This is a genomic window from Lederbergia sp. B243.17, from assembly GCF_057657925.1.
Map to the genome: position 1 here is coordinate 29,414 of NZ_JBWBKF010000059.1, position 22,812 is coordinate 52,225.

At 44.7% G+C, this 22,812-nt stretch carries 21 protein-coding genes and 2 tRNA genes; 12 read left to right on the plus strand and 11 right to left on the minus strand.

Annotated features, from left to right (window positions below; translation table 11 throughout):
- Window positions 1–804, minus strand: a complete 804-nt coding sequence (locus tag AC0TWI_RS11280) for an alpha/beta fold hydrolase (protein WP_488126450.1) — start codon at window positions 802–804, stop codon at window positions 1–3.
- Window positions 805–968: 164 nt separating this feature from the next.
- On the opposite strand from AC0TWI_RS11280, the gene AC0TWI_RS11285 reads away from it, so the two are divergent.
- From AC0TWI_RS11285 to AC0TWI_RS11305, 5 genes are all read left to right on the plus strand, one after another.
- Window positions 969–1,292 carry a PadR family transcriptional regulator gene (locus tag AC0TWI_RS11285; protein WP_488126451.1) on the plus strand — a complete coding sequence of 108 codons (324 nt, stop codon included), beginning with the start codon at window positions 969–971 and terminating at the stop codon, window positions 1,290–1,292.
- Complete coding sequence (locus AC0TWI_RS11290; protein ID WP_488126452.1) at window positions 1,285–1,845, plus strand: HAAS signaling domain-containing protein; 561 nt, start codon at window positions 1,285–1,287, stop codon at window positions 1,843–1,845. The genes AC0TWI_RS11285 and AC0TWI_RS11290 overlap by 8 nt, the downstream gene beginning before the upstream one ends.
- The gene (locus AC0TWI_RS11295) at window positions 1,838–2,683 is read left to right on the plus strand and encodes a DUF4097 family beta strand repeat-containing protein (protein WP_488126453.1); all 846 of its coding nucleotides are present in this window, start codon (window positions 1,838–1,840) and stop codon (window positions 2,681–2,683) included. Before AC0TWI_RS11290 ends, AC0TWI_RS11295 begins: the two co-directional genes overlap by 8 nt.
- 163 nt (window positions 2,684–2,846) lie before the next feature.
- Window positions 2,847–3,194, plus strand: a complete 348-nt coding sequence (locus AC0TWI_RS11300; protein WP_488126454.1) for a hypothetical protein — start codon at window positions 2,847–2,849, stop codon at window positions 3,192–3,194.
- Window positions 3,195–3,326: 132 nt separating this feature from the next.
- Window positions 3,327–5,006 carry a hypothetical protein gene (locus AC0TWI_RS11305; protein WP_488126455.1) on the plus strand — a complete coding sequence of 560 codons (1,680 nt, stop codon included), beginning with the start codon at window positions 3,327–3,329 and terminating at the stop codon, window positions 5,004–5,006.
- 275 nt (window positions 5,007–5,281) lie between these two features.
- Here AC0TWI_RS11305 and AC0TWI_RS11310 read toward each other — a convergent pair whose 3' ends face one another.
- Both AC0TWI_RS11310 and AC0TWI_RS11315 read right to left on the minus strand, forming a co-directional pair.
- Window positions 5,282–6,019: a MerR family transcriptional regulator gene (locus AC0TWI_RS11310; protein WP_488126456.1), complete on the minus strand. Its 738-nt coding sequence runs from the start codon at window positions 6,017–6,019 to the stop codon at window positions 5,282–5,284.
- Window positions 6,020–6,161: 142 nt separating this feature from the next.
- Complete coding sequence (locus tag AC0TWI_RS11315; protein WP_488126457.1) at window positions 6,162–7,952, minus strand: cation:proton antiporter; 1,791 nt, start codon at window positions 7,950–7,952, stop codon at window positions 6,162–6,164.
- A 210-nt stretch (window positions 7,953–8,162) separates the two neighbouring features.
- Between AC0TWI_RS11315 and AC0TWI_RS11320 the strand changes: the two genes are divergently transcribed.
- The 7 genes from AC0TWI_RS11320 (at window position 8,163) to AC0TWI_RS11350 (ending at window position 11,877) form a co-directional block, all read left to right on the plus strand.
- Entirely contained in the window at window positions 8,163–9,455 is a 1,293-nt protein-coding gene (locus tag AC0TWI_RS11320; protein ID WP_488126458.1) for a purine/pyrimidine permease, read from the plus strand.
- 94 nt (window positions 9,456–9,549) lie between these two features.
- Window positions 9,550–10,125, plus strand: coding sequence for a TetR/AcrR family transcriptional regulator (locus tag AC0TWI_RS11325; RefSeq protein ID WP_488126459.1), 576 nt, complete (start codon window positions 9,550–9,552; stop codon window positions 10,123–10,125).
- A gap of 67 nt (window positions 10,126–10,192) precedes the next feature.
- Window positions 10,193–10,540 (plus strand): DMT family transporter, encoded by a 348-nt coding sequence (locus tag AC0TWI_RS11330; protein ID WP_488126460.1) that lies wholly within the window; start codon window positions 10,193–10,195, stop codon window positions 10,538–10,540.
- Window position 10,541: 1 nt separating this feature from the next.
- On the plus strand, window positions 10,542–10,856 hold the full coding sequence (locus tag AC0TWI_RS11335; RefSeq protein ID WP_488126461.1) for a DMT family transporter: 315 nt from the start codon (window positions 10,542–10,544) through the stop codon (window positions 10,854–10,856).
- Window positions 10,857–10,945: 89 nt separating this feature from the next.
- A tRNA-Thr gene (locus tag AC0TWI_RS11340) sits at window positions 10,946–11,018 on the plus strand.
- Between the two features lie 171 nt (window positions 11,019–11,189).
- The gene (locus AC0TWI_RS11345) at window positions 11,190–11,615 is read left to right on the plus strand and encodes a copper amine oxidase N-terminal domain-containing protein (protein WP_488126462.1); all 426 of its coding nucleotides are present in this window, start codon (window positions 11,190–11,192) and stop codon (window positions 11,613–11,615) included.
- A gap of 172 nt (window positions 11,616–11,787) precedes the next feature.
- Window positions 11,788–11,877, plus strand: a tRNA-Ser gene (locus tag AC0TWI_RS11350).
- A 97-nt stretch (window positions 11,878–11,974) separates the two neighbouring features.
- On the opposite strand, the gene AC0TWI_RS11355 is transcribed toward AC0TWI_RS11350, so the two are convergent.
- The 8 genes from AC0TWI_RS11355 to mnmH form a co-directional block, all read right to left on the minus strand.
- Complete coding sequence (locus tag AC0TWI_RS11355) at window positions 11,975–13,054, minus strand: AI-2E family transporter (protein ID WP_488126463.1); 1,080 nt, start codon at window positions 13,052–13,054, stop codon at window positions 11,975–11,977.
- Between the two features lie 181 nt (window positions 13,055–13,235).
- The gene (locus AC0TWI_RS11360) at window positions 13,236–14,681 is read right to left on the minus strand and encodes a 6-phospho-beta-glucosidase (RefSeq protein WP_488126464.1); all 1,446 of its coding nucleotides are present in this window, start codon (window positions 14,679–14,681) and stop codon (window positions 13,236–13,238) included.
- Window positions 14,682–14,742: 61 nt separating this feature from the next.
- Window positions 14,743–16,674: a beta-glucoside-specific PTS transporter subunit IIABC gene (locus tag AC0TWI_RS11365; RefSeq protein ID WP_488126465.1), complete on the minus strand. Its 1,932-nt coding sequence runs from the start codon at window positions 16,672–16,674 to the stop codon at window positions 14,743–14,745.
- A gap of 216 nt (window positions 16,675–16,890) precedes the next feature.
- On the minus strand, window positions 16,891–17,700 hold the full coding sequence (locus AC0TWI_RS11370) for a histidine phosphatase family protein (protein ID WP_488126466.1): 810 nt from the start codon (window positions 17,698–17,700) through the stop codon (window positions 16,891–16,893).
- A gap of 214 nt (window positions 17,701–17,914) precedes the next feature.
- Window positions 17,915–18,775, minus strand: coding sequence for a BglG family transcription antiterminator LicT (licT, locus tag AC0TWI_RS11375; RefSeq protein WP_488126467.1), 861 nt, complete (start codon window positions 18,773–18,775; stop codon window positions 17,915–17,917).
- 196 nt (window positions 18,776–18,971) lie between these two features.
- A complete protein-coding gene (locus AC0TWI_RS11380; protein WP_488126468.1) occupies window positions 18,972–21,200 on the minus strand; it encodes a YhgE/Pip domain-containing protein in 2,229 nt (742 codons plus the stop codon).
- Between the two features lie 108 nt (window positions 21,201–21,308).
- Window positions 21,309–21,695, minus strand: coding sequence for an OsmC family protein (locus AC0TWI_RS11385; RefSeq protein WP_488126469.1), 387 nt, complete (start codon window positions 21,693–21,695; stop codon window positions 21,309–21,311).
- Between the two features lie 32 nt (window positions 21,696–21,727).
- The gene (gene mnmH, locus AC0TWI_RS11390) at window positions 21,728–22,771 is read right to left on the minus strand and encodes a tRNA 2-selenouridine(34) synthase MnmH (RefSeq protein ID WP_488126470.1); all 1,044 of its coding nucleotides are present in this window, start codon (window positions 22,769–22,771) and stop codon (window positions 21,728–21,730) included.
- Window positions 22,772–22,812 lie beyond the last annotated feature (41 nt).

Below are 22,812 nucleotides of genomic sequence, written 5' to 3' on the forward strand. Positions count from 1 at the left end.
TTATTCCTCCTTGTTTATTATTGATATTCCTGCTGGGAAAGGCTCGTCCTTCAACCACGCTTCAAGCGTACGGTTAAATAGAAGCGGATCCGCCAGTGGCGCTCCGTGTTTGCAGCGGTTGAATATCAACCCCTCCCCTATACTCACGCTATTCAGAATTATACGGGCCGATTGCTTCATCATTGTCTTTTCTCTGCCACCGACCGTTACAAGAACCTTCGCCTTGGCCTTTTCAAGGTCCGGTGTAAGGGCAAAAGACATGTTCTCCTCCAAAACCTGGACCAGCACCTCGGGTGCCATATTTCTTGAATCCTCGAAATAGCGTTCGAACTGTTCGGCTCCGACGGAAAGTTCCTTTGCCTGAAGTCTTGCAAACTGCCGGTTTTTTATCAAAAAAGCAGTTGCAGCCACTCCCGGTTTCACCCACTTTGCAGCGAGGGGCATCGGTTTTACAAGCGCACTGTTGATCATTGCCCTATCCGCAAGGTTGGGGCTGAGCCTAAGAATGTCCAAGGAAACTTGTGCACCGAGAGAAAACCCGCAAAGAATCACTTCTCTGCCATCGGCTTTTTTCTCAATGATCTCAGCCACCCTTTCCGCACTAGAATCGATTGAAAAGGTTGTTTGATCCGCGCTCTTTCCATGCCCCGGCAAATCAGGCACCAGTATGTAATAGTTGTTGGAAAAGTAGGCGATTTGTTCTTCCCACATCCAGTTGCTCACTCCGCCTCCGTGCAAAAAGACGAGCATTCTATCATCCGATGTTCCTGTCTCCAGATAATAAATGGGCACTCTTCCCTTCATAAGATATAGACTTTTCAAATAATAGTTTACACTTTTCAATTGTAAAAAGCATCTTTCAGTACCTTGCAATATACAATAGGCTATGCTATCATCACATCAAATGATACAAAGCATAATATGGTACTGTTCATAATACAATACCGAAAGGAAGGAGTGCTGAAACGGTGAATGTTCAATTCAAAAAAGGTGTGCTTGAGCTCTGTGTCCTTGTATTGCTCGATAAACAAGACCGGTACGGATATGAACTCGTGCAGAAAATTTCAAGTCAAATTGAAATTTCAGAGGGCTCCGTCTATCCATTATTACGGAGACTGACGAAAGAGGATTACTTTACAACATATTTGCAGGAATCCAGTGAGGGCCCGTCGAGAAAGTATTATACCCTCACGGAAAAAGGCAGGCAGTATCTGTATGAACTTGTCGATGAATGGACTGTCTTTTCCGAAGGCGTAAACCATTTGATCAAGGAGGGAATAGCGCGTGGATAAGAAACAATTTCTCCAGGCATTGGAAAGCCATCTACGGGGCCTTTCCAGCTCTGAAAAGCAAGAAATTATCAATGATTATGAAGAGTACTTCCTCTTTGCGGAAGAGGAAGGAAAAACGGAAGAAGAGATTGCGTTGGCCTTGGGAGACCCTCGCCAGCTCGCAAAGGAGCTGACAGCATCCCATCATATTGGCAGGGCAGAAGTCTCATCGACCGCCGGCAACCTGTTCAGGGCCATCTGGTCTGTTATCGGGCTGGGATTTGTCAATTTGGTTATCGTTCTTGCGCCCTTTCTCGTTGTCGCCGCTTTGTTGTTTGCTGGTTGGACTATCGGAATTGCCGGCATTGCGAGTCCTCCTCTTGTCTTGATAAGCGCCGTTGGAGTGCCAGGTACGTTCGAGTGGTTTGACTTATTCACTTCATTTGTTTTTTGTGGTGCGGGTTATTTCATTACCCTACTAATGTGGCGACTGACGCCGCTCTTTTTCAACGGGGTCCTCCGGTACTTGAAGTTCAATGTCAAAATTGTAAAAGGGGGAATGCACCATGCTTAAAAAACTATCCATTGCGGCGTTGATACTCATTGGAGTTGGACTCGCGGGAGCGGCTACCACATTCGGCTCAGCGAACAAAAATAGCAGCTCATTTGTTAAGAAGATCGATACGAGCGAACCGATCGTCTCGGTTATGTTGAAATCTCCCGGATTGGATATCGTAATAAAAACCGTAACTGACCCCGCAGATGCGAAGGTAGAGTTGAAGCAGACAAGAAATATCGTTGCAGACGTTACTCAAGAAGACGGAGAACTGACCATTCAGGTGCCGAAACCAAAACAGAAATGGATCCAAATCAATCCTTTTTCGGTTAGTGAGAAATTGGTCCTATACCTTCCCGAATCTTCCTTAAAGAGCATTACTGCAGTAGGCGAGAAGTCTGACATTCTCGTGACAGGCATAAAAGCCGATCATTTGGAAGTTACCTCTCTAGAAGGAGACATCTTACTGGAGAATCTGCAATCCTCCGATATCAGCATTCGTACAAAGAACGGAGATATCGGTTTAAATCAGGTGAAAAGCAATACCCTCACATCATTGACTGAGCAAGGTGACTTGAGCGGCCGTCATATCGAGGGAGCCTTGGAGCTTGAAGCAAGTTCAGGTGACATTACTGTCAAGCTTAAAGACATTCATCAGCCAATAAAGGGAAAAACGAAGAACGGAGACATCTTGATCCTGACAGACAAAGTGCCGGACCGTGTATCGTTCACAGCTAACACGTTATACGGCGATATTATTATCTTCGGGAAAAAGCAGCTAACCCAGTTGGTCGACAATCCAATTCTAGTCGACCTTGAAACGAAAAGCGGAGACATTATCGTGAAGTCCAGATAGAAACAAAGTTCCCTGTATTTCGTCTTGCCTGACAATTCTACCTATACCGATTCTTTATATTTGAAAAATAAAATGAAATTAGGTAGGATAGACTATGTGCCCATATCTGGGCCTCATCTGGGTATGGACATAATACTTCTAAGAAAGATTGGTGCAATACAGTATGAAAAAGTTTTCATTTTTACTGATGCTGGCGCTCGTGCTTGTGCTAGGCGCATGCGGCAGCACAGACAGCTCGGACAAGACATCAGGCAGCGGAAGCAACACTTCCGAAGAAAGTAGCTCTGCCTCCGATCAACACAAAGACGTGCCTGAGTATGGTGAATTAATCAAGCAGGTCGGCGAGGGAGACTACAAGGTGAACGTAGAAAAAGACGACGAGGAAGAGCGTGTCGTCACATATGAGGGAAGCAAAAGCTATAAGAGCATCTACTCAAAAAACAGAAATATCCTAAAAATCTACGACATGGAAGATGATCATTTGATGTATAACAAGATTTTCCGTCCATAAAAGCTGCAAGAGCCCCGGTCGATTTGGCCGGGGCTTTTTCGCGGGCTTCTGTGCTAATTTGAGAAGCTCCTTGAAACTTTTTGGCAGGCTGGACCGTATAAAAACGAGACACATGCCAAAGGAGAGGATACTATGGGCAGTCTAATTGGTTTTTCGTTGCTGGCGGCCGTTGTGCTAACAGTTATCATCGTGCCATTCGCCGTCCAAAAGCCGAAAAAAGAGAAAAAAATAAAGCGAAATCAGCCGGCAGAGTTTGTTGGGGTTTTTGTTGCTTTATCTCTGTTGATTTTCATCATCTATTATATGGCGAATCTTGACCGGACGTTCTTATCTCTATGGGGCTTCCTGCTCGGCGCTGCCGTGTTGGGCTTCGCTTTTTCCAAAGGGAAGGAACGATTGGTGAAAGCGGCCATCCTGCTTGGGAGCCTAGTGCTTTCCTTCTATATGCTAGGTGCCTTTCTATTCAACGCTGACGAAAAATATCAGGCGGCGAAAATGGCAGAAAAAGTGGAAATCCAGCCGTTTGACGAAACAAAGACGCCTGCAAGCGTTCCGCCTAAGTTTGCGCGCAATAAAATGAAAAAAGCATTCGGCCAGGTTCCGAACACGAGCTACTATGAACTGGGCGAATTGCAGATTCAAAAAGTCGGAGAGAAATTCGTTTATATTGCACCGGTTGAATTTTCCGGCCTGTTTAAATGGTGGAACGGGAAAACAACCCCCGGCTACTTTACAATGAGCGCAACAGATGCAGCCGATAATCCAAAGTTTGTGAAGGCGGAAATGAAATTTGTTCCATCCGCGTACTTGAATAAAAAGCTTGAGCGGTATATCCGCAATCAACATCCGGATCTGATTTTCTACGGTGACCCGCGCCTCGAAATCGATAATGACGGAAAGCCGCATTATGTGCGGACATATGGCCACTTCATCTCTGCCCGAAATGGCTTTAATATGGAAGGCGTTGTCCTTGTCGACCCCGCTAACGGCAAGACGGAAACCTATCCGCTCGATCAAGTGCCTGCTTTCATTGACGGAGCCGTTTCACCGGAAGCCGTCAGCTTGCAAAACAGCTATTACGGCAAATATGTCCACGGCTTCTGGAACAGCCTTTTTGGCAAGCGCGACGTGAAATTGCCTTCTGATGAAGGAACAGTCGCCAATGTCAGTCCAATTTTCAACGAGGACGGCGAAATGGTATACTTCACCGACTTCACCAGCCCGAAAGAAGGAGTCGACTCGATGCTCGGATACTCTTTGACAAATGCCAGAACCGGAAAGGCAACGTATTACACCGGAAACCTGGAAGAATCCTATATGGATTCGCAAGGGGCCCTGCAGATCATCGACAAGAAATTCATTGAGAAAAAATGGTCCGGTGAAATGCCCGTTCTCTACAACTTCTACGGAGAAGCGAGTTGGCTGACGCCTGTCCTTGATTCGAACGGCTTCCTGCAAAACTACTTTATCGTTTCAGCAGCCAATCCGGAGATTTCCGTATATGCGAATACGCCAAACGAAGCACTCAAGCTGTATAAAACCGCTTTGAAACGCGGCGGCAGCTCAGTAGATGGCTCATCCAAAGCAGAGTCGAAAACAGCGTCCGGCACTGTGCTTAGGGTTTTCAAGGAAAAGACCGAACAAGCGATCATCGTCTCCTTTTACTTGGACAATAAACAAAACTACATCGTTTCTTCTGAAAACGTTCCGCTCGCCATTTACCTCGAGCCAGGAGACAAGGTAAGCATGACATATTCTGATACAGGAGATGAATTTAGTCCGGTTACAGAGTTGGAAATCGAAGATTTATAATGACAAGGGCTGTCCAGAGATGTCAGTGAAAAACTGATAGTCTGCGACAGCCCTCCTTTTTTGCCGATCTTTCACACCGGTAACTTGCTAATTTATATTTCTTCCGGTACCTATAACCCGCTTTGACACCGCAAACTTGCTAATTTACTTTGCTTCCGATGCCTATAGCCCATCTTAACTTTGGAAGCATCCAACATATCACTTTCTTTCAGTGCCTTCCACAAAACAAACGGAGAGCAGGAGAAAATCCTCTCCTGCCCAGCCCCTGCTCTCAATCAGGAACGGCGGTCTGCATAGACAGCCATTGCATCGCACATAAACTGCGCCAATCCTTCACCAAACTGATCGATGTTTTTTGTGAAACGTTCATCCAGCACATACATTTGCCCGAGCCCCTTGAATGCTTCAAGCGAGTAGGTACCCATCTTGTTGAGCAGCTTATACCATTCGCCAATTGCTGCTTGGGCTTCTTCGGATTGCGGCGGCAAATGGCGGAGGTCCGCAAGCTCCCTGTACACTTCATTGACGGCATTCGCAAGCTCTCCTTTTCCCTTCTCCTTTAAAGCCGCCATTTTTTTGTTTGAAGCCTCCACTGCTTTATCACCCCATTTTTTCCTTGCTTCCTGTTCATACGGATTCTCACTAAAGTCGAAGCCAGCGAATCGTTCCTCTTTTGCCATTTGAATCTCACCTTTCTCGTGTTTGATTGTGTTCTCTACCATATCCAGCATCCGATCGAGCCGCCTCCGCTTCTCGAGCAGCATATTACGGTGCAGTTCAAGAGCATCCTTCCGGTCGAACTCCGGGCTATCGATCAGCTCCTTGATTTCCTTGAGCGTCATCCCCATCTCTTTGAAAAAGAGGATCTGCTGCAGCGTCTCAAGATTCGCCTCAGAATAAATCCGGTAGCCCGATTCGGTCGTTTGATCAGGGGTCAGCAGGCCGATTTCATCATAATGGTGAAGCGTGCGCACACTTATCCCTGCCAGATCAGCTACTTCTTTCACTTTCATGACGGTTCCCCCTTTCTCTTTTCACTATAGACTGTCACGCAACGTGAGGGTCAACACTTATTTTAGAAAAAAAACTGCCCGGCATTAAGCTGCCTCTGAAAGTTAGACTTTTTGGGCAACCCAAACACCGGACAGTGTTGTTTTACTTTTTCAAGCGGAGAACGACAAGTTTGTCTCCTTCATCAAGGACAAGCCTGCTCCGCATCGTAATAAATTCGATCGTGTTGTTCCTTTTTTTAATAAATAGTGGAGTTATATCTTCAGGCAGTTTTGTCTGCAACTCGGCAACCCGTTCCTTTTCATCTGCTTGCAGCACGTCAATCTGATAATCAGTATTGATCTTCCGGTTCAGTTCAGGGAACGTCGCTTTTTCATCGAACAGCAAATGGCTCTGCAACGTGATCGGCAGCTCTGATTCCTTCATTTCATGAGAAGGAGCAACCGGCAGTGAAAAGGTATTCTTAAAGCCGAATTGCGGTGCAAATGACTGGGAGACGAGCGCATTATACGCCGGGTCTCCTGTCATGGAAAGGATAGTGTTGTAGGGAGTTAGATCTGCTGAAAACTGGATTTGCTCCGACAAAATCTGTCCTTGCAGAGTTTCGATGCCTTTTTTCGCAGCTGGTCTCAGCCTGTCTCCGGACGGATCGATAATCAATACAGGTATATCCATCTTTTTCAGCTGCGCAGCCATGGCGAGTGAAAAAGAACTCGAGCCGACCATCAATACACCAGGCAGTTCGGTACTTGCCAGCCCGAGCTTTCTTGCAAGCGGGCCGATTGTAAAGCCGTGTGCACACACCGTGATAATGACGAGTGCAAATGTGAGAGTTGTCAGCAAAGCAGCATCCTCATATCCGTCGGCCACAAGCGTACTCGCAAAATATCCGGCCACTGTCAATGCGACAATTCCACGTGGAGCGATCCAGCCGATCAACACCTTTTCATTGCGGGTCAATTCCGTTCCAAGTGTTGCCAGCCAGACCGAAAGCGGCCGGACAATGAATAGTGTGGCAAACACGAAGCCCATGATCGGCAGAGTAAAAATCTGGGCAATCGTCTCTCTCGGTAAAGAGGCTGTCAGCAAGATGAAAACGGTAGACGTCAGCATGACAGAGATCCCTTCGACAAAGTGGCCGATATTCCCGATTGAAGAGACATACTTTTTCGAGCGGCCAACCGTCAGACCCATGACGGTGACGGCAAGCATTCCTGTTTCATGCATGATTACATCAGCAACGGTGAAGCAGAGTAAAACGAACGCAATTACAATCGGCGTTTTCAAATATTCGGGGAACTGGCCCCTGTTCGCCATCAGGCTGATCAGCATGCCGATCAGCAAACCGAGAAGGACAGCCAATGCCGATCCGCCGAAAAAACTGAGCAAATAATGAATCGACAATTGTTCATTGGTCATCACCTTAATGACCTCATACGCAAAAAGCGCGAGCAGCGGGCCTGCCGGATCGACGATGATCCCTTCCCACTTGAGCACAGCCGCAGTCCGCGGTTTAAGCTTCGCATTCCGAAGCAGCGGAATGATGACGGTCGGACCTGTTACGACGAAGAGACCGCCGATAATAAAAGCGATTTCCCACTGGAGCCCGGCGACGAAATGAGCGGCCAGGGAACCGAAAATCCAAGCCAAAAAAGCGCCAAGCGTCGTCATCCGGAATATTGATTTGGAAATCCCTCTGATTTCGCGGATATCAAGATTTGAACTTCCTTCAAATAGAATAATCGCAACTGACAGGGAAATGAGCGGGCTATATAGCTCGTCAAGGGCCGCTTCCGGGTTAACAAAACCAAAAGCAGGACCGATTAGCAGTCCGGCGATCGACATGATGACGATGGACGGCCACTGGATTCTCCACGCAAGCCACTGCGAAAAAATCCCAAGTGCAAGAATAACAACAATACTGATCAGTTCCATGTTTTCCACTCCATCACCTGCCTACTAAACGGATATATGTATGGTTTTCAGTTTAACAAAAAGCCTTTCCTATGCCTACCGGGAACGATGCCCCCATCCCCTTTTCTTTCAGCTTTGGTCATATATAAATTTTCATCATCTTTTGATATAAAGGCAGTTTTGTGATAACATCAGCCTGAAAAATTACTTTTTTGAGAGTGGGGAAAACGGATGAAGACCTTTCTTTCCGGAGTGCAATGGATGATTTTTATGGTGGCCGGAGCCATCGCTGCACCGATTGCAATATCCGATTTATTTGCCCTATCCCCTGCCGACACGTCCGAATTTATCCAGCGGACGATTTTTATTTTGGGCTTGGCCGGACTGCTGCAGGGATTATTCGGCCATAAGCTTCCCATTCATGAAGGCCCTGCGGGACTGTGGTGGAGCATTTTCACAATCTATGCAGGCATGATCGGTGTGATGTACAGCTCCAATGTGGTTGCTTTAAAAACTCTGAGCGGCGGCATGCTCGTTAGCGGCGTACTGTTTATCCTGCTTGCTGTCTTTAAATTGATTGATAAAATTTCTACCTTGTTCACCCCGACGATTACTTTTATTTATTTGATTTTGCTGATTTTCCAGTTGAGCGGATCATTCATGAAAGGGATGCTGGGGATCACTTCGACGCATGCCGATGTGAGTCCTGTCATTTTTATGCTGAGCCTAGCCACCGTTTGCATCACATTTTGGCTCGGAAAACATAAAAAAGCGTTTCTTCAGCAATACTCCATCATGATCAGCATTATCGTCGGCTGGATCTTGTTCGCACTCTTCCGCCAAGCACATGCAATTCAGAAGCCAGAGCATGTGTTCCAGCTGCCATCGATCCTGCCGTTCGGCGCACCCAAATTTGATTCAGGAACTGCGGTGACCGCAACCTTGCTCACTCTGCTGCTTATTACGAATGCAATCGTCTCGATCCGGCTCATGAGCACGATTGTCGAAAATAGGGAAAAGCGAGATCCGAATCGGTATTTGCGGGCCAGCTACATATCCGGTGTAAATCACCTTTTCAGCGGACTCCTCGGGGCGATCGGTCCTGTTCCTATATCAGGAGCGGCCGGATTTGTAAAACAAACGGGCATGAAAAAGATGCTGCCTTTTTTGCTTGGCTGCGGATTCGTTATTGCGGTCTCCCTTTTTCCGGCGATGATGAATTTGATCGCTGCCATCCCGGCACCGATCGGCTATGCCGTTACATTCGTCATCTTTGTCAATATGTTCGGCCTAGCTCTCTCGGAATTGAAGAATGTAGAAGATGAGCAAAGAACGTTTATCGTGAGCGGCATCGCTCTAATTGCGGGCATTGGCCTGATGTTTCTCCCGCCTGAGGCAGGGGCAAATCTGCCGCCTGCACTCGAGGCGATCGTCCATAACGGCCTTATTTGCGGCAGCATCATCGGTATCTTGCTTGAACAAGGATTGATTTGGAAAGCGAAGCGCTTCAGCAAAGCACAATAAAATCCTTGCCGGCTCCCTTCCATTGAGGGGAGTTTCTATTTATGTTATAATGAATGATATTCAGTCAGGGGCAAAATGAAAAGGAGCGGGTAATATGAATAAAGAAGAGAAAATTATCCATGCCGCCATTGCCGCATTTCAGGAAAAAGGGATCGAAAAGACAAAGATCTCCGATATCGTCCAGCGCGCGGGGATTGCTCAGGGCACTTTTTATTTGTATTTCCCCTCTAAGCTTTCTGTGATGCCAGCCATTGCGGAAGTGATGGTGGAAAAAATGATCGCAGCGGTAAAAGAGGAGGTTAAGGAGGAGGATCCTTTCCTTGTCCAGCTCTCACAGCTTGTCGAAGCGATTTTTTCGATGACGAAAAACTATCGGGAAGTACTCGCTCTTGTATACGCCGGCCTTTCATCAACCGAGCATTTAAAGGAATGGGAAGCGGTCTATCAACCTTTCTATTCATGGATCAGCGAGTTTTTAACAAAGGCAAAAGATGCGGGAACCATCCGGGAAACAGTTAATCCTGAACGGACATCCAAACTGCTCATCGGTCTGGTCGAATCCGCCGCGGAGCAGATTTATTTATATGATCACCAAAAGGAAGACCATGCTTCGATTCAGAAAGCAGAGGTTCTGGACTTTCTTCGGCATGCACTCGGGGCGGAAGCATAGGCTGTCCTACCCGCGGCATGTAGCTTTTAAAAAAATGAATGATATTCAGTCATCTTAGGAGGAACATATGAACAAGGCTTGGTTTTATGTCGCATTGACGTGTATTTTTGAGTTGATTTGGGTTTATGGCTTCAATGCCGCTCATCTTTGGTGGCATTGGGTAATTGTGATCGGACTGATTTATGTAGATTTTCATTTCTTGCCGAAAGCCTGCGAAACATTGCCGACCGGAACAGTATATGCTATTTTTGCAGGTGCCGGGACGATCGGAACCGTCTTAATGGATGTATTTTTATTCCATGGCACAATCAATTTCACGAAGCTGCTTTTCATTGCATTGATTGCAGCGGGTGTCATCGGTTTGAAGCTTGCGGATAATCGGGCGGAGCAAAAAGAAACGGAAGGGGTGGCATAAGATGGGCTGGATATTTGTGTTACTCGCGGCTGTTAGCGAAATGGCTGGCGTCGTCGGCCTAAAGCTGTACAGCCAACGAAAAAAATTATTAAATGGCATCCTCTATTTTGGCGGATTTGCTGCTTCGATGGTGTTGATGTATGCCTCTTTTCAATACTTGCAGGTGAGCGTTGCCTACTCGGTCTGGATTGGCATCGGGACGGCTGGAGCGGTCCTGCTGAATATGTTTTTCTTTGGCGAGTCCAAGGACTGGGGCCGGATTGCCAGCGTACTATTGATTGTCATTGGTGTAACGGGGTTAAAGGCGGTCTCTTGATGGATGAAATTCCCTTGTCCGCCCCCGGGCAACAATATTGTAACCTCCTAAAAAAAGGATTATAATATGATTGTAATTTTGAATAACATGCTGGTGTAGCACAGTTGGCAGTGCGCTTCACTCGTAATGAAGAGGTCGTAGGTTCAAATCCTATCACCAGCATACATAGAAAGGCGAACTCCTCATAATCGGAGTTCGCTTTTTTTATATGATTCAGCTCCAATCTTTTGTCGATTTTTAAGGAAAAGTATTAGCTGAATACTCAATCTCTACTGTGGATTTCATCACCTCAGATGTTACGATAAAGCTAATAGAAAGGAGGGAAATTTTAAAGTGAAAAAGCTATCTGCTTTATTCATGGCGGCGATGATGCTGCTATCCTTGAGTACCATTTCCGCCCATGCAGCGACATCGCCTGTCAAAGTGTTTTATAACGGCAGCCAAATAAAATTTGATGTTGACCCGATGATTGAGAAGGGAACAACGCTTGTGGAATTCAGATCGTTGGCAGAGGCGTTTGGCTTAAAAGTTACCTACAGTCCAAGTGCAAAATACGTCACAGGGTCTAATGAACAAGTAATGATTGAGTTGGCGATAGGAAGCAAAAGCGCTGTTGTGAATGACAAAACCTATAATCTCCAAGCACCTGTAACTGTTAAGAATGGCAGAACAATGGTTCCGCTGCGTTTTATCGGAGAATCGACAGGTGCCAAAGTAGACTGGGACAGCAAAAATAGAGTGATCAAGATTGAGCAGTAAAGAGGTAAGAAAAAAGAAGCGGATAAGATATTCCAGATGGGCAAGGCGTCGCTCCTTGCCTATTTTAGGTTAACTTTGAAGGTGGGATTTCAGGACAATCCTCCCCAACTACTTGCCAAATGAAAAACTTAGCGTTATACTATTTTATGTTCAAAAAATGAATACCGATTATGGAGAAGTACCCAAGTCCGGCTGAAGGGGATGCACTCGAAATGCATTAGGACGGGCAACTGTCGCGTGGGTTCGAATCCCACCTTCTCCGCTACCAAAACGCTCTGCAGATTGAATCTCTGCAGGGCGTTTTTATTATTGTCTTGGGCAATAAAAATCCCCGGAACCATTGGGGTCCGGGGAGTAAGTCAAACGGTTTTCGTTGCTGCCATCTTAATCTCTTTCCGTCTTTCATAAATGTTTTTGACAATCACTTTGCCGACGGCATAGACTGGAATCGCTAGAATGATACCAAGGAAACCAGCAATATTCCCTGCCGCGAGAATGACGGTAATAACGGTCAATGGATGGATATCCAATGTTTTTCCCATTACGTGCGGAGTGATGAGATTGCTGTCTGCCTGCTGTGCAATCAATGTCACAATCGCAACGCCGATAACTAGCTTCGGATCTTGCAAATATGCGATAAGAACAGCTGGCGTTACAGCGATCCATGGTCCGATGAACGGAATCAAGTTCATGAAAAGTGCGAAGATAGCGAGCAGCAGGGCGTACTGAAGCCCAAGGATTTTGTAGCCGATAAAAATCAGTGTTGCCAGAATGGTACTTACGAGCAGCTGCCCTTGTATGTAAGAACTTAATACAAAGTCAATATCCTTCATCGTTTTCTTGATCCACATTCTCCGCTCTCCAGAAAATATGTTATAAATCATCGGAGAGAACTTCTCATGGTCCTTTAACATGAAAATAAAGAAAAATGGAACGAGCACAAGCAAGAACATTGCCTGGAAAAATGACTGTAAAAACTGGACAATCCAGATTCCAAATTTCATTGCGATCGACTGGACAGAATTCGCAGCGCTGTCAATCGAATTTTGCAGCTGATCAGGCAGGTCTTTCTTATGATCGAGCGCAAGATCTTTCAGATTCTCCAGCTCTTTTGTCAGGACCGGGGCACTTTCAACCAAGTGATTTACCTGACGTACTACCGGAGGACCTATAATTGCAAAAAACCCCCAAATAATCGCGGCTAGCAGGGCCAAAATCGACAAGATGCTCCCCCAGCGGGGCATTTTGCGTTTTTCCAAAAAACGCTGGATCGGAACGGTCATATAATATAGAACTCCGCCAATTAATAACGGCAAAATGATCGCCTTTCCGATGATGATAATCGGCGAAAAGATCCAGCTTACTTCCATAAAATATTTGATGATCAGGATTGCCAGCAAAATACCGATGCCGACCTGAAACCACAGTTTTCGTGTCAAGCTTACACTCCCTTTTCGAGCATATTGATTATATTTCAGTATACGATGTATTACGCACCATGTCGAAGGAAGGTTTCAAAAAAATATGATGATGCCTCCTTCAAACAGAAAAACCTAAATAAGTCTTAAGAGGGGTTTTTATCTCTCAAACTTATTTAGGCTTTATGCGGTTATTACTATGTTAATTGATATCGTCCAGATTTGCCCCATTTGACTCAATTACTTGTTTGTACCAATGGAAACTTTTCTTTTTCAGCCTCTTTAGAGACCCGTTCCCTTCATTATCTTTATCGACATAAATATAGCCGTATCGCTTTTTCATCTCACCTGTGGAAGCACTGATGAGATCGATCGGACCCCAACTCGTATACCCGAGGATCTCCACTCCATCCTCAATGGCTTGCCCCATCGCAGCAATATGTTTGCGCAAGTAGTCAATTCGGTAATCATCATTGATTTTTCCGTCAGGCGTCACTTCATCAACCGCGCCAAGTCCGTTTTCCACTACGAATAGCGGCTTTTGATAGCGATCATATAACTGATTTGCAGTAATCCGGAAACCTTTTGCATCTATTGGCCAGCCCCACTCCGACTGTTCCAAATACGGATTTTCAACTGAAGCAAACACATTTCCGCTAGATATTTGTTTTAGAATTTCGGGATCTGTACTAGTGGCTCTGCTTCCATAATAACTGAAGCCGATATAGTCAACAGTATGATTCTTTAATATTTCCTGATCCTCTTCTTCCATTTCAATGGATAGGTTATTGTCTTTAAAGAAACGTTTTGCGTACCCTGGATATTCACCACGGGACTGGACGTCAATGAAGAAAAAGGACTCACGGTCTTTCTCCATCGCTTTATATATATCATCAGGATTACAAGTGTATGGATATGTCATACCTGCTGCAAGCATACAACCAATCATGGCATCTGGACTAATTTCATGACATGCTTTAACTGCTAACGCACTTGCTACAAGTTGATGGTGTGCTGCTTGATACTGAATTTGCAGCTTGTTGTCATCTTCCTCAAATACGAGCCCGGCACCGACAAACGGTAAGTGCAGAAGCATATTAATTTCATTAAAAGTCATCCAGTATTTCACTTTATCTTTATAACGGTTGAAAAGAGTTGTAGCATACTTTTCAAAGAGGTCTACAAGCTTGCGGTTTCTCCACCCTCCGTACTCTTTTACCAGATGAACGGGTACATCAAAATGGGCGATCGTCACCACCGGCTGCATACCATATTTCAATAATTCATCAAACACATCATCATAAAATTGTAATCCCGCTTCATTTGGCTGTTCATCATCTCCATTCGGAAAGATACGCGCCCAAGAAATGGACAGACGGAATGATTTAAAGCCCATTTCTGCAAACAAGGCGATATCTTCTTTATATCGATGATAAAAGTCGATTGCTTCGTGCGATGGATAATATTCACCTTCAATAGGTGTGAAGGAACGAACATTTCCTACTAAGACATCCCAACGGTTTTTGCCGATTGGCATAAGATCAACTGTTGTTAAACCTTTACCATCTTCTAAATAGGCTCCTTCAATTTGGTTGGCAGCTGTAGCGCCTCCCCATAAAAAATCTTTCGGAAATGAATTCATAGTCATGATCAAAACTCCTTTTTTATTATATTTAAAGGGAAAGGATTTCCCTTCTGTTCGCATTGATTTATTTTGCTTCTAATTTGATTAAAGGTTCCCCAGCACTTACCTTCATTTCATGTGTTGCCACCAAATTGTATTGATCCTGATTCGTCACAACTACTGGAGTCGTTAATGGGAAGCCGGCCTTCTTAATTTCTTCCATATCAAACTCAATTAACAGCTGACCTTTTTCCACACGAGAGCCTTGCACCGTATGGGGGGTGAAAAACTTACCCTCCAGTTGTACAGTATCCATCCCGATATGAACAAGAATTTCTGTACCTTGATCTGTTGTAATTCCAATTGCATGATTGGTTGGAAATAAGGCTGAAACAGTCCCGGCTGCAGGAGAAAGTAACTTTCCTTCAGACGGCTCGATGGCTACACCTTTTCCAAGTGCGCCAGATGCAAATGCAGCATCCGTAAGATCTGACAAAGGCTTTACTTCTCCGTTGAAAGGGCTATAAATAACCTCACTTATTGCATTGATTTCAGACCCCTCTTTTTGAGATGCCTTTGTTCCCGCTTCTCCAGGCTGAAAATCTGCGGATTTCTTAACCTTTCCTACACCGCCGAATAAGTAGGTTAGAACAAAACCAATGATAAACGCCACAACAACAGCGATTACTGAACCTAATAATCCAGAGGTAATCCCTTCTTTTGGATGGATAAAACCCGGGAAACCGAATATCCCCAATCCGCCCATGATGTAAACCTTTGTTTTAAATGAAGCGAGGATTGCTCCACCGACAGCTCCACCGATACAGCTCATGATGAACGGTTTTTTCAATGGGAGCGTAATCCCATAAATCGCGGGCTCGGTTACACCGAAAATACCCGAAATAAACGCTGAAAGACTCAACGACTTTAGCTTTTTATCTTTCGTTTTAAGCCAAACACCCAGGACAGCACCGATTTGGGCAAAAGATGCAGCGAAAATTAAAGCTAAGATTAAATCTTCGCCAATTACCATGATATTATTTATGGCAATTGGGATTAGCCCCCAATGCATACCGAATATAACGAATACTTGCCAAAGGGCACCAAGGAAAATTCCTGCAATGATTGGGCTTAGATTAATCAGCCATAGCGTAACCTGCCCGATAAGCTGACCCGCCCATGTTGCAACAGGTCCGATTACGATGAATGTTAACGGTACAATGATCAACAGAGTGAAAAATGGAACTAAAAATGTTTTTACAACATCAGGAATGACCTTCGTAAACCATTTTTCTAATTTCACTCCGAAATAAGCTGCGATGATAATTGGAATAACAGATGATGCATAGCTCATCAAAATAACCGGGATACCTAAGAACGTAATATAGACCGGCGATTCAAACATCGTTCCCGCAAACAAAGTATAGAGCGGTTCACCCGTTGATAAAGTGGATAACGCCGGATAAACCAAGGAAGCACCTATCGCCATTCCAATGAACTTATTACCGCCAAATTTAACACTTGCTGTATAGCCAAGGAAGATTGGGAAGAACCAGAACAAGGAATCCCCGACTGCGTTTAAGATTTGATACGTCCCGGAGGTATTTGCATACAGGCCCAATGCGATAAATAGAGCATTAAATCCCTTGATCATCCCTACTGCGGCCAGCACACCAAGTGTCGGAGTGAAGATACCTGATATGATATCGACAAATCCGTTAATTAATCCTTGTTTCTTGCCATCCTCTTCCACTATAGGAGATTGGGTGTGAAACCCGCCTTCCTCAACAACTGCCTTGTATACATCCGGCACATGGTTTCCGATAACCACTTGATACTGGCCCCCGCTTTTCATAACGGTTACAATGCCATCCATACTTTTTAGTACATCTGTATTTGCTTTGCTTTCGTCTTTTAACTTAAAGCGTAAACGAGTAATACAATGAACAACACTGTTGACATTTTCTTTTCCGCCGACGTTTTTTATAATGTCTTTGGCCAATTGTTCATATTTCATAATCGATCCTGCTTTCCTTGGAATTTTTTAAAATAAAAAACCTGAATCAATTTGATCATGCTTATCGTGTGCGCACACGAAAGCTATCACAAAATGATTCAGGTTATGCCCGTAAAAGGTAACATTCCTTAAATAGATTATTCAATTTTCAAGTAAATAGTATCATTCCATTTTGCCTATGTCAACGCTTTCTTTTGACGCTGACACCCAATAAACTTATTCAGCATACTTCATTTCATTTACTTCCAATACACTCCAGTCCTTACCGTCAAACTCTAATTTCGTCACACTGCCATTTTCAAAGCTGCCCGAAGGGACCTTGGCCGGATCGATTTGGGCTACAATGGCGCCTATTGTAATTCCATGAGAGACGACTAGTACGTCACCGCCGCCATTTTGATAGGCTTCTTCGGCAATTTTCAAAAAGCCATTATAAGCACGGTCCGTTAATTCATTGTAGCTTTCTGCTTCTCCGGATTCATCGAGTTCCGAAACTGCATTCATCAGTAGTTCAATTGGATTTCCCCCTGCTGCAAACAATTCTTTCGAGGAATTCAACCCTTGCTTCTTAGCTGCCTCATCCCACATAACCTCATTTTTTTCCCCTTCATAAACTCCAAAGTAAGCTTCACGTATTGCCGGGTTTTCTGAAAGTATTAAGTCTTTTGCAGTGGTGTTGTTTTTAGCTAAAATTAATTTTGCTGTTTGAATAGCACGCCCGCTATCACTGGAATAGGCTTCGACAAACGGGACATCTGACAGACCTTGACCAACTTTCTTAATTAATTCCTCACCAGACGGAATTAATGGTCCATCTGCCCAACCTTGTACTCGGTCAGTATTATTCAAAATTGTTTTCCCATGACGGACAAGGTATATCGTTACTTTTCCCGGTTCCTTTGATTGATCCGCTACTTTATTCTCTTCATTCGATTTCTTTTCAGTCTTTTGTTCTGAGTTGGCACATGCTGCCAAACTCAACATCAACACAAACGCAAATAATACACTCATTACGTTTTTTTTCATTTTTTCTCCCCCTTAGAATATTTATAGATGGCCCCTTGCACATGAATCCGTTCTGAAAACCCACCACCCCCTTTTAGTACTATTGGCAAACAAAAAACCTGAATTGATTGGTTCACACATTGGATGTGCGAACAAAACAATTCAGGTTATGCCCGGTTAGGTAACATTCCTTTAAAAGTTATTCGATTATAAATTTACTACCGCTTTCTCCTTATTAAGAATCCACGGAGTTCAGTTTATGACGGTCCGTGACCCTATGAATGTGGACTGTTAAATAAACCTCTTCATCATTTGTTATCGTCCATTTAAAGTTGTTTTCTAAATAGGCGGCAATTTTTTTTGTGCAGCCATATGCTTCTGCATACTTTAATTTAATTTGATTATAGAAAAAATCATCCACACTATCGTCCCTTTTTTCCTTGCGGATAAATCGGATTGCAAAAAAACGGAGGTGTGTTAAAAATCGTTCGTAATTGACGGAGTCCTCATCCAATTCCATTTTAAAATGGTACTTAACGATACTCAAAATTGTATTTACTATTTCGGTTACTTGTACCGCAGCCGACATATTCTCTCCGGAAATCTGGCTATTGACCAGATGTAATGCAATTGATGCAGCCTCATCCTCACCAAGAACTACACCTGTCTCTTTTTCAATCATCTCGAGTGCCTTTAGGGCAATCTGATACTCCAGTTTATAGTACTTCCGAATTTCCCAAATCAAAGGGTTTTGCAGGTAAATCCCTTGTTTATACCTGCTTATCGCAAAGCTCAAATGGTCCGTTAGCGCAACATAGAGATACTCATCCAGTTTATAAGGAAGAAGTGACTGAGCATATTGAATGATTTTCGAAGAAATGTTCAAATAAAGTTCTGAAGTATCTGCTAACAGCTTTGCAAGCTTTTCCGCGATTCCCTGAGTTTCCAAAACAAATGTCTTTTCAATTTTAGAGGGATCAATCGGATTGCCGATTTTCCCTTGAAAGGCCAGCCCCTTGCCCATTACGACAATTTCCTGGTTTTCATTATTCAATGAGATGACCACATTATTATTTAGTATCTTCTTTATCCTCATCTCTCACACTCCCCCCCTGAACAAGTAAAAAAAACCTAAATTTGACAGAAGAATATCACAACGGTTATTCTTCCCCAAAATTAGGTTTTGCCTGCCGAACAGTAACAACCCATTAAGTTTTTGTTAACGCTTTCTCTTATTTAATCACTTTGAATTTGACTTGTCAACACTGTTTTTTGCCGCACATAGGTCTTTCTTAATGGAAAATCCCCGAATCATGGGATTTTTTCAGCAGTTTCTTCGTTCTCCGGTTGATCGGTTCCTTAAAAAACGTCCCAAGTACCAGTGCTGCCAGACCAAAGGCGGCCAATACAGCTACATCGGTCCCTACTCTTCTCCAGATGATGCCTCCAACCGCTTCTCTCATCAGGTCTACCGCGTACGTAAAAGGTAGAAAAGGACTGATAGCCTGGAAAAATGGCGGTAGAAGCACGACCGGATAGGTTCCGCCCGACCCGGCGATTTGCAAGACGAGCATGACGATTGCCATCGCTTTGCCGACATTGCCAAAGACGGAAACGAGCGTATAGACGATCAGCATGAACACAAGGCTGATAAAGAGAGAAAAGACTATCATCCAAAACGGTGCCTTCACCGTAACACCAAGGATGACCATATCACCGATTGTTACAATCAATGATTGCAGAAAGCCGATCGACAGGAAAGTGAGCAGCTTTCCGAGATAAACTTCCCTTCCCGAATATCCATCAGGCTTGATGACGTCGGTTGATAAGAGGGAAATTAACAGCAGTGATCCGACCCAGATGGCGAGCACCGTATAGAAAGGCGTCATGCCTGTTCCATAGTTTTTAATCGGAAACAACTTGTGCTCGGACAGCGTCACAGGCTCCTCAAAAAAGCTTTTCTCAGCCGACGGATTGTTTTGCAGAAGTTGAATTATTTCATTCAAATCGGCTTCTTTCTGGATATTGCGGATCTTATCAGCCAGCTTTTTGACCCGATCGTTGATAAAAGGCATTTGTCCTTCCGCATATTCCAGTTTTCCCGTGCCTTCATTCAGACTTTGACCGCTTCTGCTTAAAACCCCTGTTATTTGCGGAAATGCGGAGCGGATCTCTGTCAGAAGACCTTTTGCACCTGATAATGTATTCCGGGCATTGGCAATTTCTTTTTGCACAGTCGGTTCAATTGTATTCCTGTACTCATTGGCGAACGAATCAATCCTTACAGACGTATTGCCTGCAAGTTGATGAAGGTCGGAAAGCGCCTGCTTGAACTCACCCTCTTTTCCAGCGAAGAATGTATCGAGTTGAGCTGCATTTTGATCCGCTTCCTGAAGAAGTGCCCGGAGCTGGCCGACCTTTTCCAATGCTGCGGCTACTTGCTGATTTTCTTTTTCACGAATGGCAGAGTCCTGGGCTGCCGCGGGATTTCCCTCCGTTGCAGTATTTTGATCTGCAGCGGTCTGCTCATTTTGCAGCTGCTGGATTTGCTTGAGCGAATTTTCAATAGCTGTAAGGGAGTCAATCGAATCTGTCACTTTCGTATGGAGATCCTGTTTGATCTTCTCGCCCTCGGTTAAATCAATAGTAATGTTTTGCAGCTTGCCCAGAAAGCTGTCCGCCTCTTTTGCAATCTGTTGGACTTTCGCTAGATCCGCATTGATTTGCGGTGACATTTCCTTTAGCCTGGCATCTGCCTTGTCCAAATATCCGGTGACCCGATCCACGGTATTGACACCATTTTCCGTCAGCCTTTGGGCCTCCGGTACCATCTTTTCAGCCTTTCCTATGAGTTCCTGTGCGGAGTGTGCATCAGTCAGCGTTTGATTGAGCGTCTTATTGATGTCCGGAAGATCCTTTTCCAGCGTAAATACATACTCTTCAAATCGCTGAATATCCGGCTTGTCCTTTTCTATTTCAATCCCAATATCATTAAAAAGTCCGAATATCACTCCGTTTACCGTTGAAGTGAACTTACTGCTGACTTGCTGGGCAATGACCGTCGCCCCTTTTTGGGTAATTTTCGGGGCAACAGAATTCAGTTTTTCATTCACATAGTATTCGATTTGCGCCTTTTGCGGATGATCGGAAATGACTGAGGCGAGCCGGGAAGAGAAATCCGCCGGAATGACAATCATGGCAAAATAATTACCGTACTCCAGTTCCGACATCGCCGTATTCCTGTCCGTAAAATGCCACTCCATCGTCTCGTTCTCTTTCAGCGTGCTGACCAATTCCTTACCGGCATTGATCGCCTGCCCCCGGATATCGGCCCCCTTGTCCTCGTTCACGATGGCAACAGGCAAATTCCCGGTTTCAGAATAAGGATCCCACATCGCTTTGATGTTAAACCATGCATACAATGAAGGCAGGAAAATCAGGCCGCCGATTAAAACAGCCGCCACCCAATTTGTTACAATATTATGTAGATCATTCTTATAAATGCCGAATATATTTTTCACCTGATCACCTTCTTAAGGATAATGTACCCCATCAGCGCCTGATTAATCTAAAAAAATGGGTCAATCTCCCGCTCCTAGGCAACGTGAGATTGACCCTTGATTTTTAGATTAGTCATTTTGAATTTCATGGGTTTCGGTAATTTTGATCTGGTCTTTTACGGACTGAATCATAGAGCAGTTCTTAAATGTGAGCTCCAGGGCCCTCTCCACTTTATGCGGATCCAGATTCTTGCCTGTGATCGTATAATGCATGATGACTTCTTCTATACGATTCGCAATATCCGGGTTCCTTTTTGCCTCTGCCGTGATGGTGATATCCGAAAAGTCTAAGCGCATTCTATGCAAAATATTTTTCAGCACTCCGCCGCTGCAGCCTGCTATGGAAGAAATCATCAACTGGTACGGGCGGACTCCGAATTCATCATTGCCGGATATTTTCAATAGCTCAAAACCCGTTTCCGTCTGAAAACCATTTTCGTTCATTTTGAACTCCATTTGAACCTCTCCCTTTTTTCAAAGTCGGACTGTCAATGGCTCAGGCTCAATTTTGGCAGCAAGCCGACAATCTTTTCGATTGCTTCCTCTGCATTGGCCACCTTCAAAATGATTCGCTTTTCCTCATCGTATTGATCTGCCGAATGCTCATAGCGCGGATCGTAATAATATTCGAGCAGCAGCCGGACCGCCTTGGAAAAGTCCTCCTCTTGCAAGGACTGCCCAATTTCCTTAGCGACAGGTGTATGGATCCGCGTTTTGATTCTCCCGAAAGCCTCCAAGCACTCTTCCTTGTATTCCCAAGGTCGGTAGTCATCCAAAATATGCTGGATCCTTTCCTCCATCGGCATGTCGAGGAAAATTTGGATTCCGCCATTTTTCAGGTCATTGACAAACTCAGGCAATACGACCCTGCCGATTCTTCGGCTTTCCCCCTCGAACATGACAAAAGGAGCGTCTTGAAGCTGATGAAGCCGTTCATATAGAAGCGCATCAAAAGTTTTCTGATTATGCGGTTCAAGGCCGACCTGGCCAAATATGGAACCGCGGTGGTTGGCCATTCCTTCCAAGTCAACAACCGGATAGCCCTCTTCTTGGAGTTTCCGGAGGATGACTGTTTTGCCTGTACCTGTGTTTCCGTTCAAGACATAAGCAGGCGGGTGGAATTCCATATGCTCCATTTTGTCAACGATCCATTTCCGGTACGCCCTTATCCCGCCTTGCAGGCGATGAACATGAATATTCATCAGGTCCAATACAGTTGCAGCCGTCTTGCTCCGCATTCCGCCGCGCCAGCAGAAGACTGTTTTCTCGCCGGGGATGTCCCGGAACTGGCCGATAAACGCCGGCAGCTTTGCCGAAACAACCTCTAATCCTTTTTCCTGTGCCGCTTCCGGGCTTACTTGCTTATAAAGGATGCCGATTTCTGCCCGTTCTTCATCCGTAAAAAGCGGGATATTGTAGCTTCCCGGGATTGACGCTTCTTTAAATTCTGACGGGGAACGGACATCAATCAGATTCATTTTTCCTTGTTCCCGCAACTCGAGCATTTCGTTAATTCCGATCTCATTGAACACCTGTCTCACCTCTCCATCGGTATAAAGTTTGAAAAACCCAC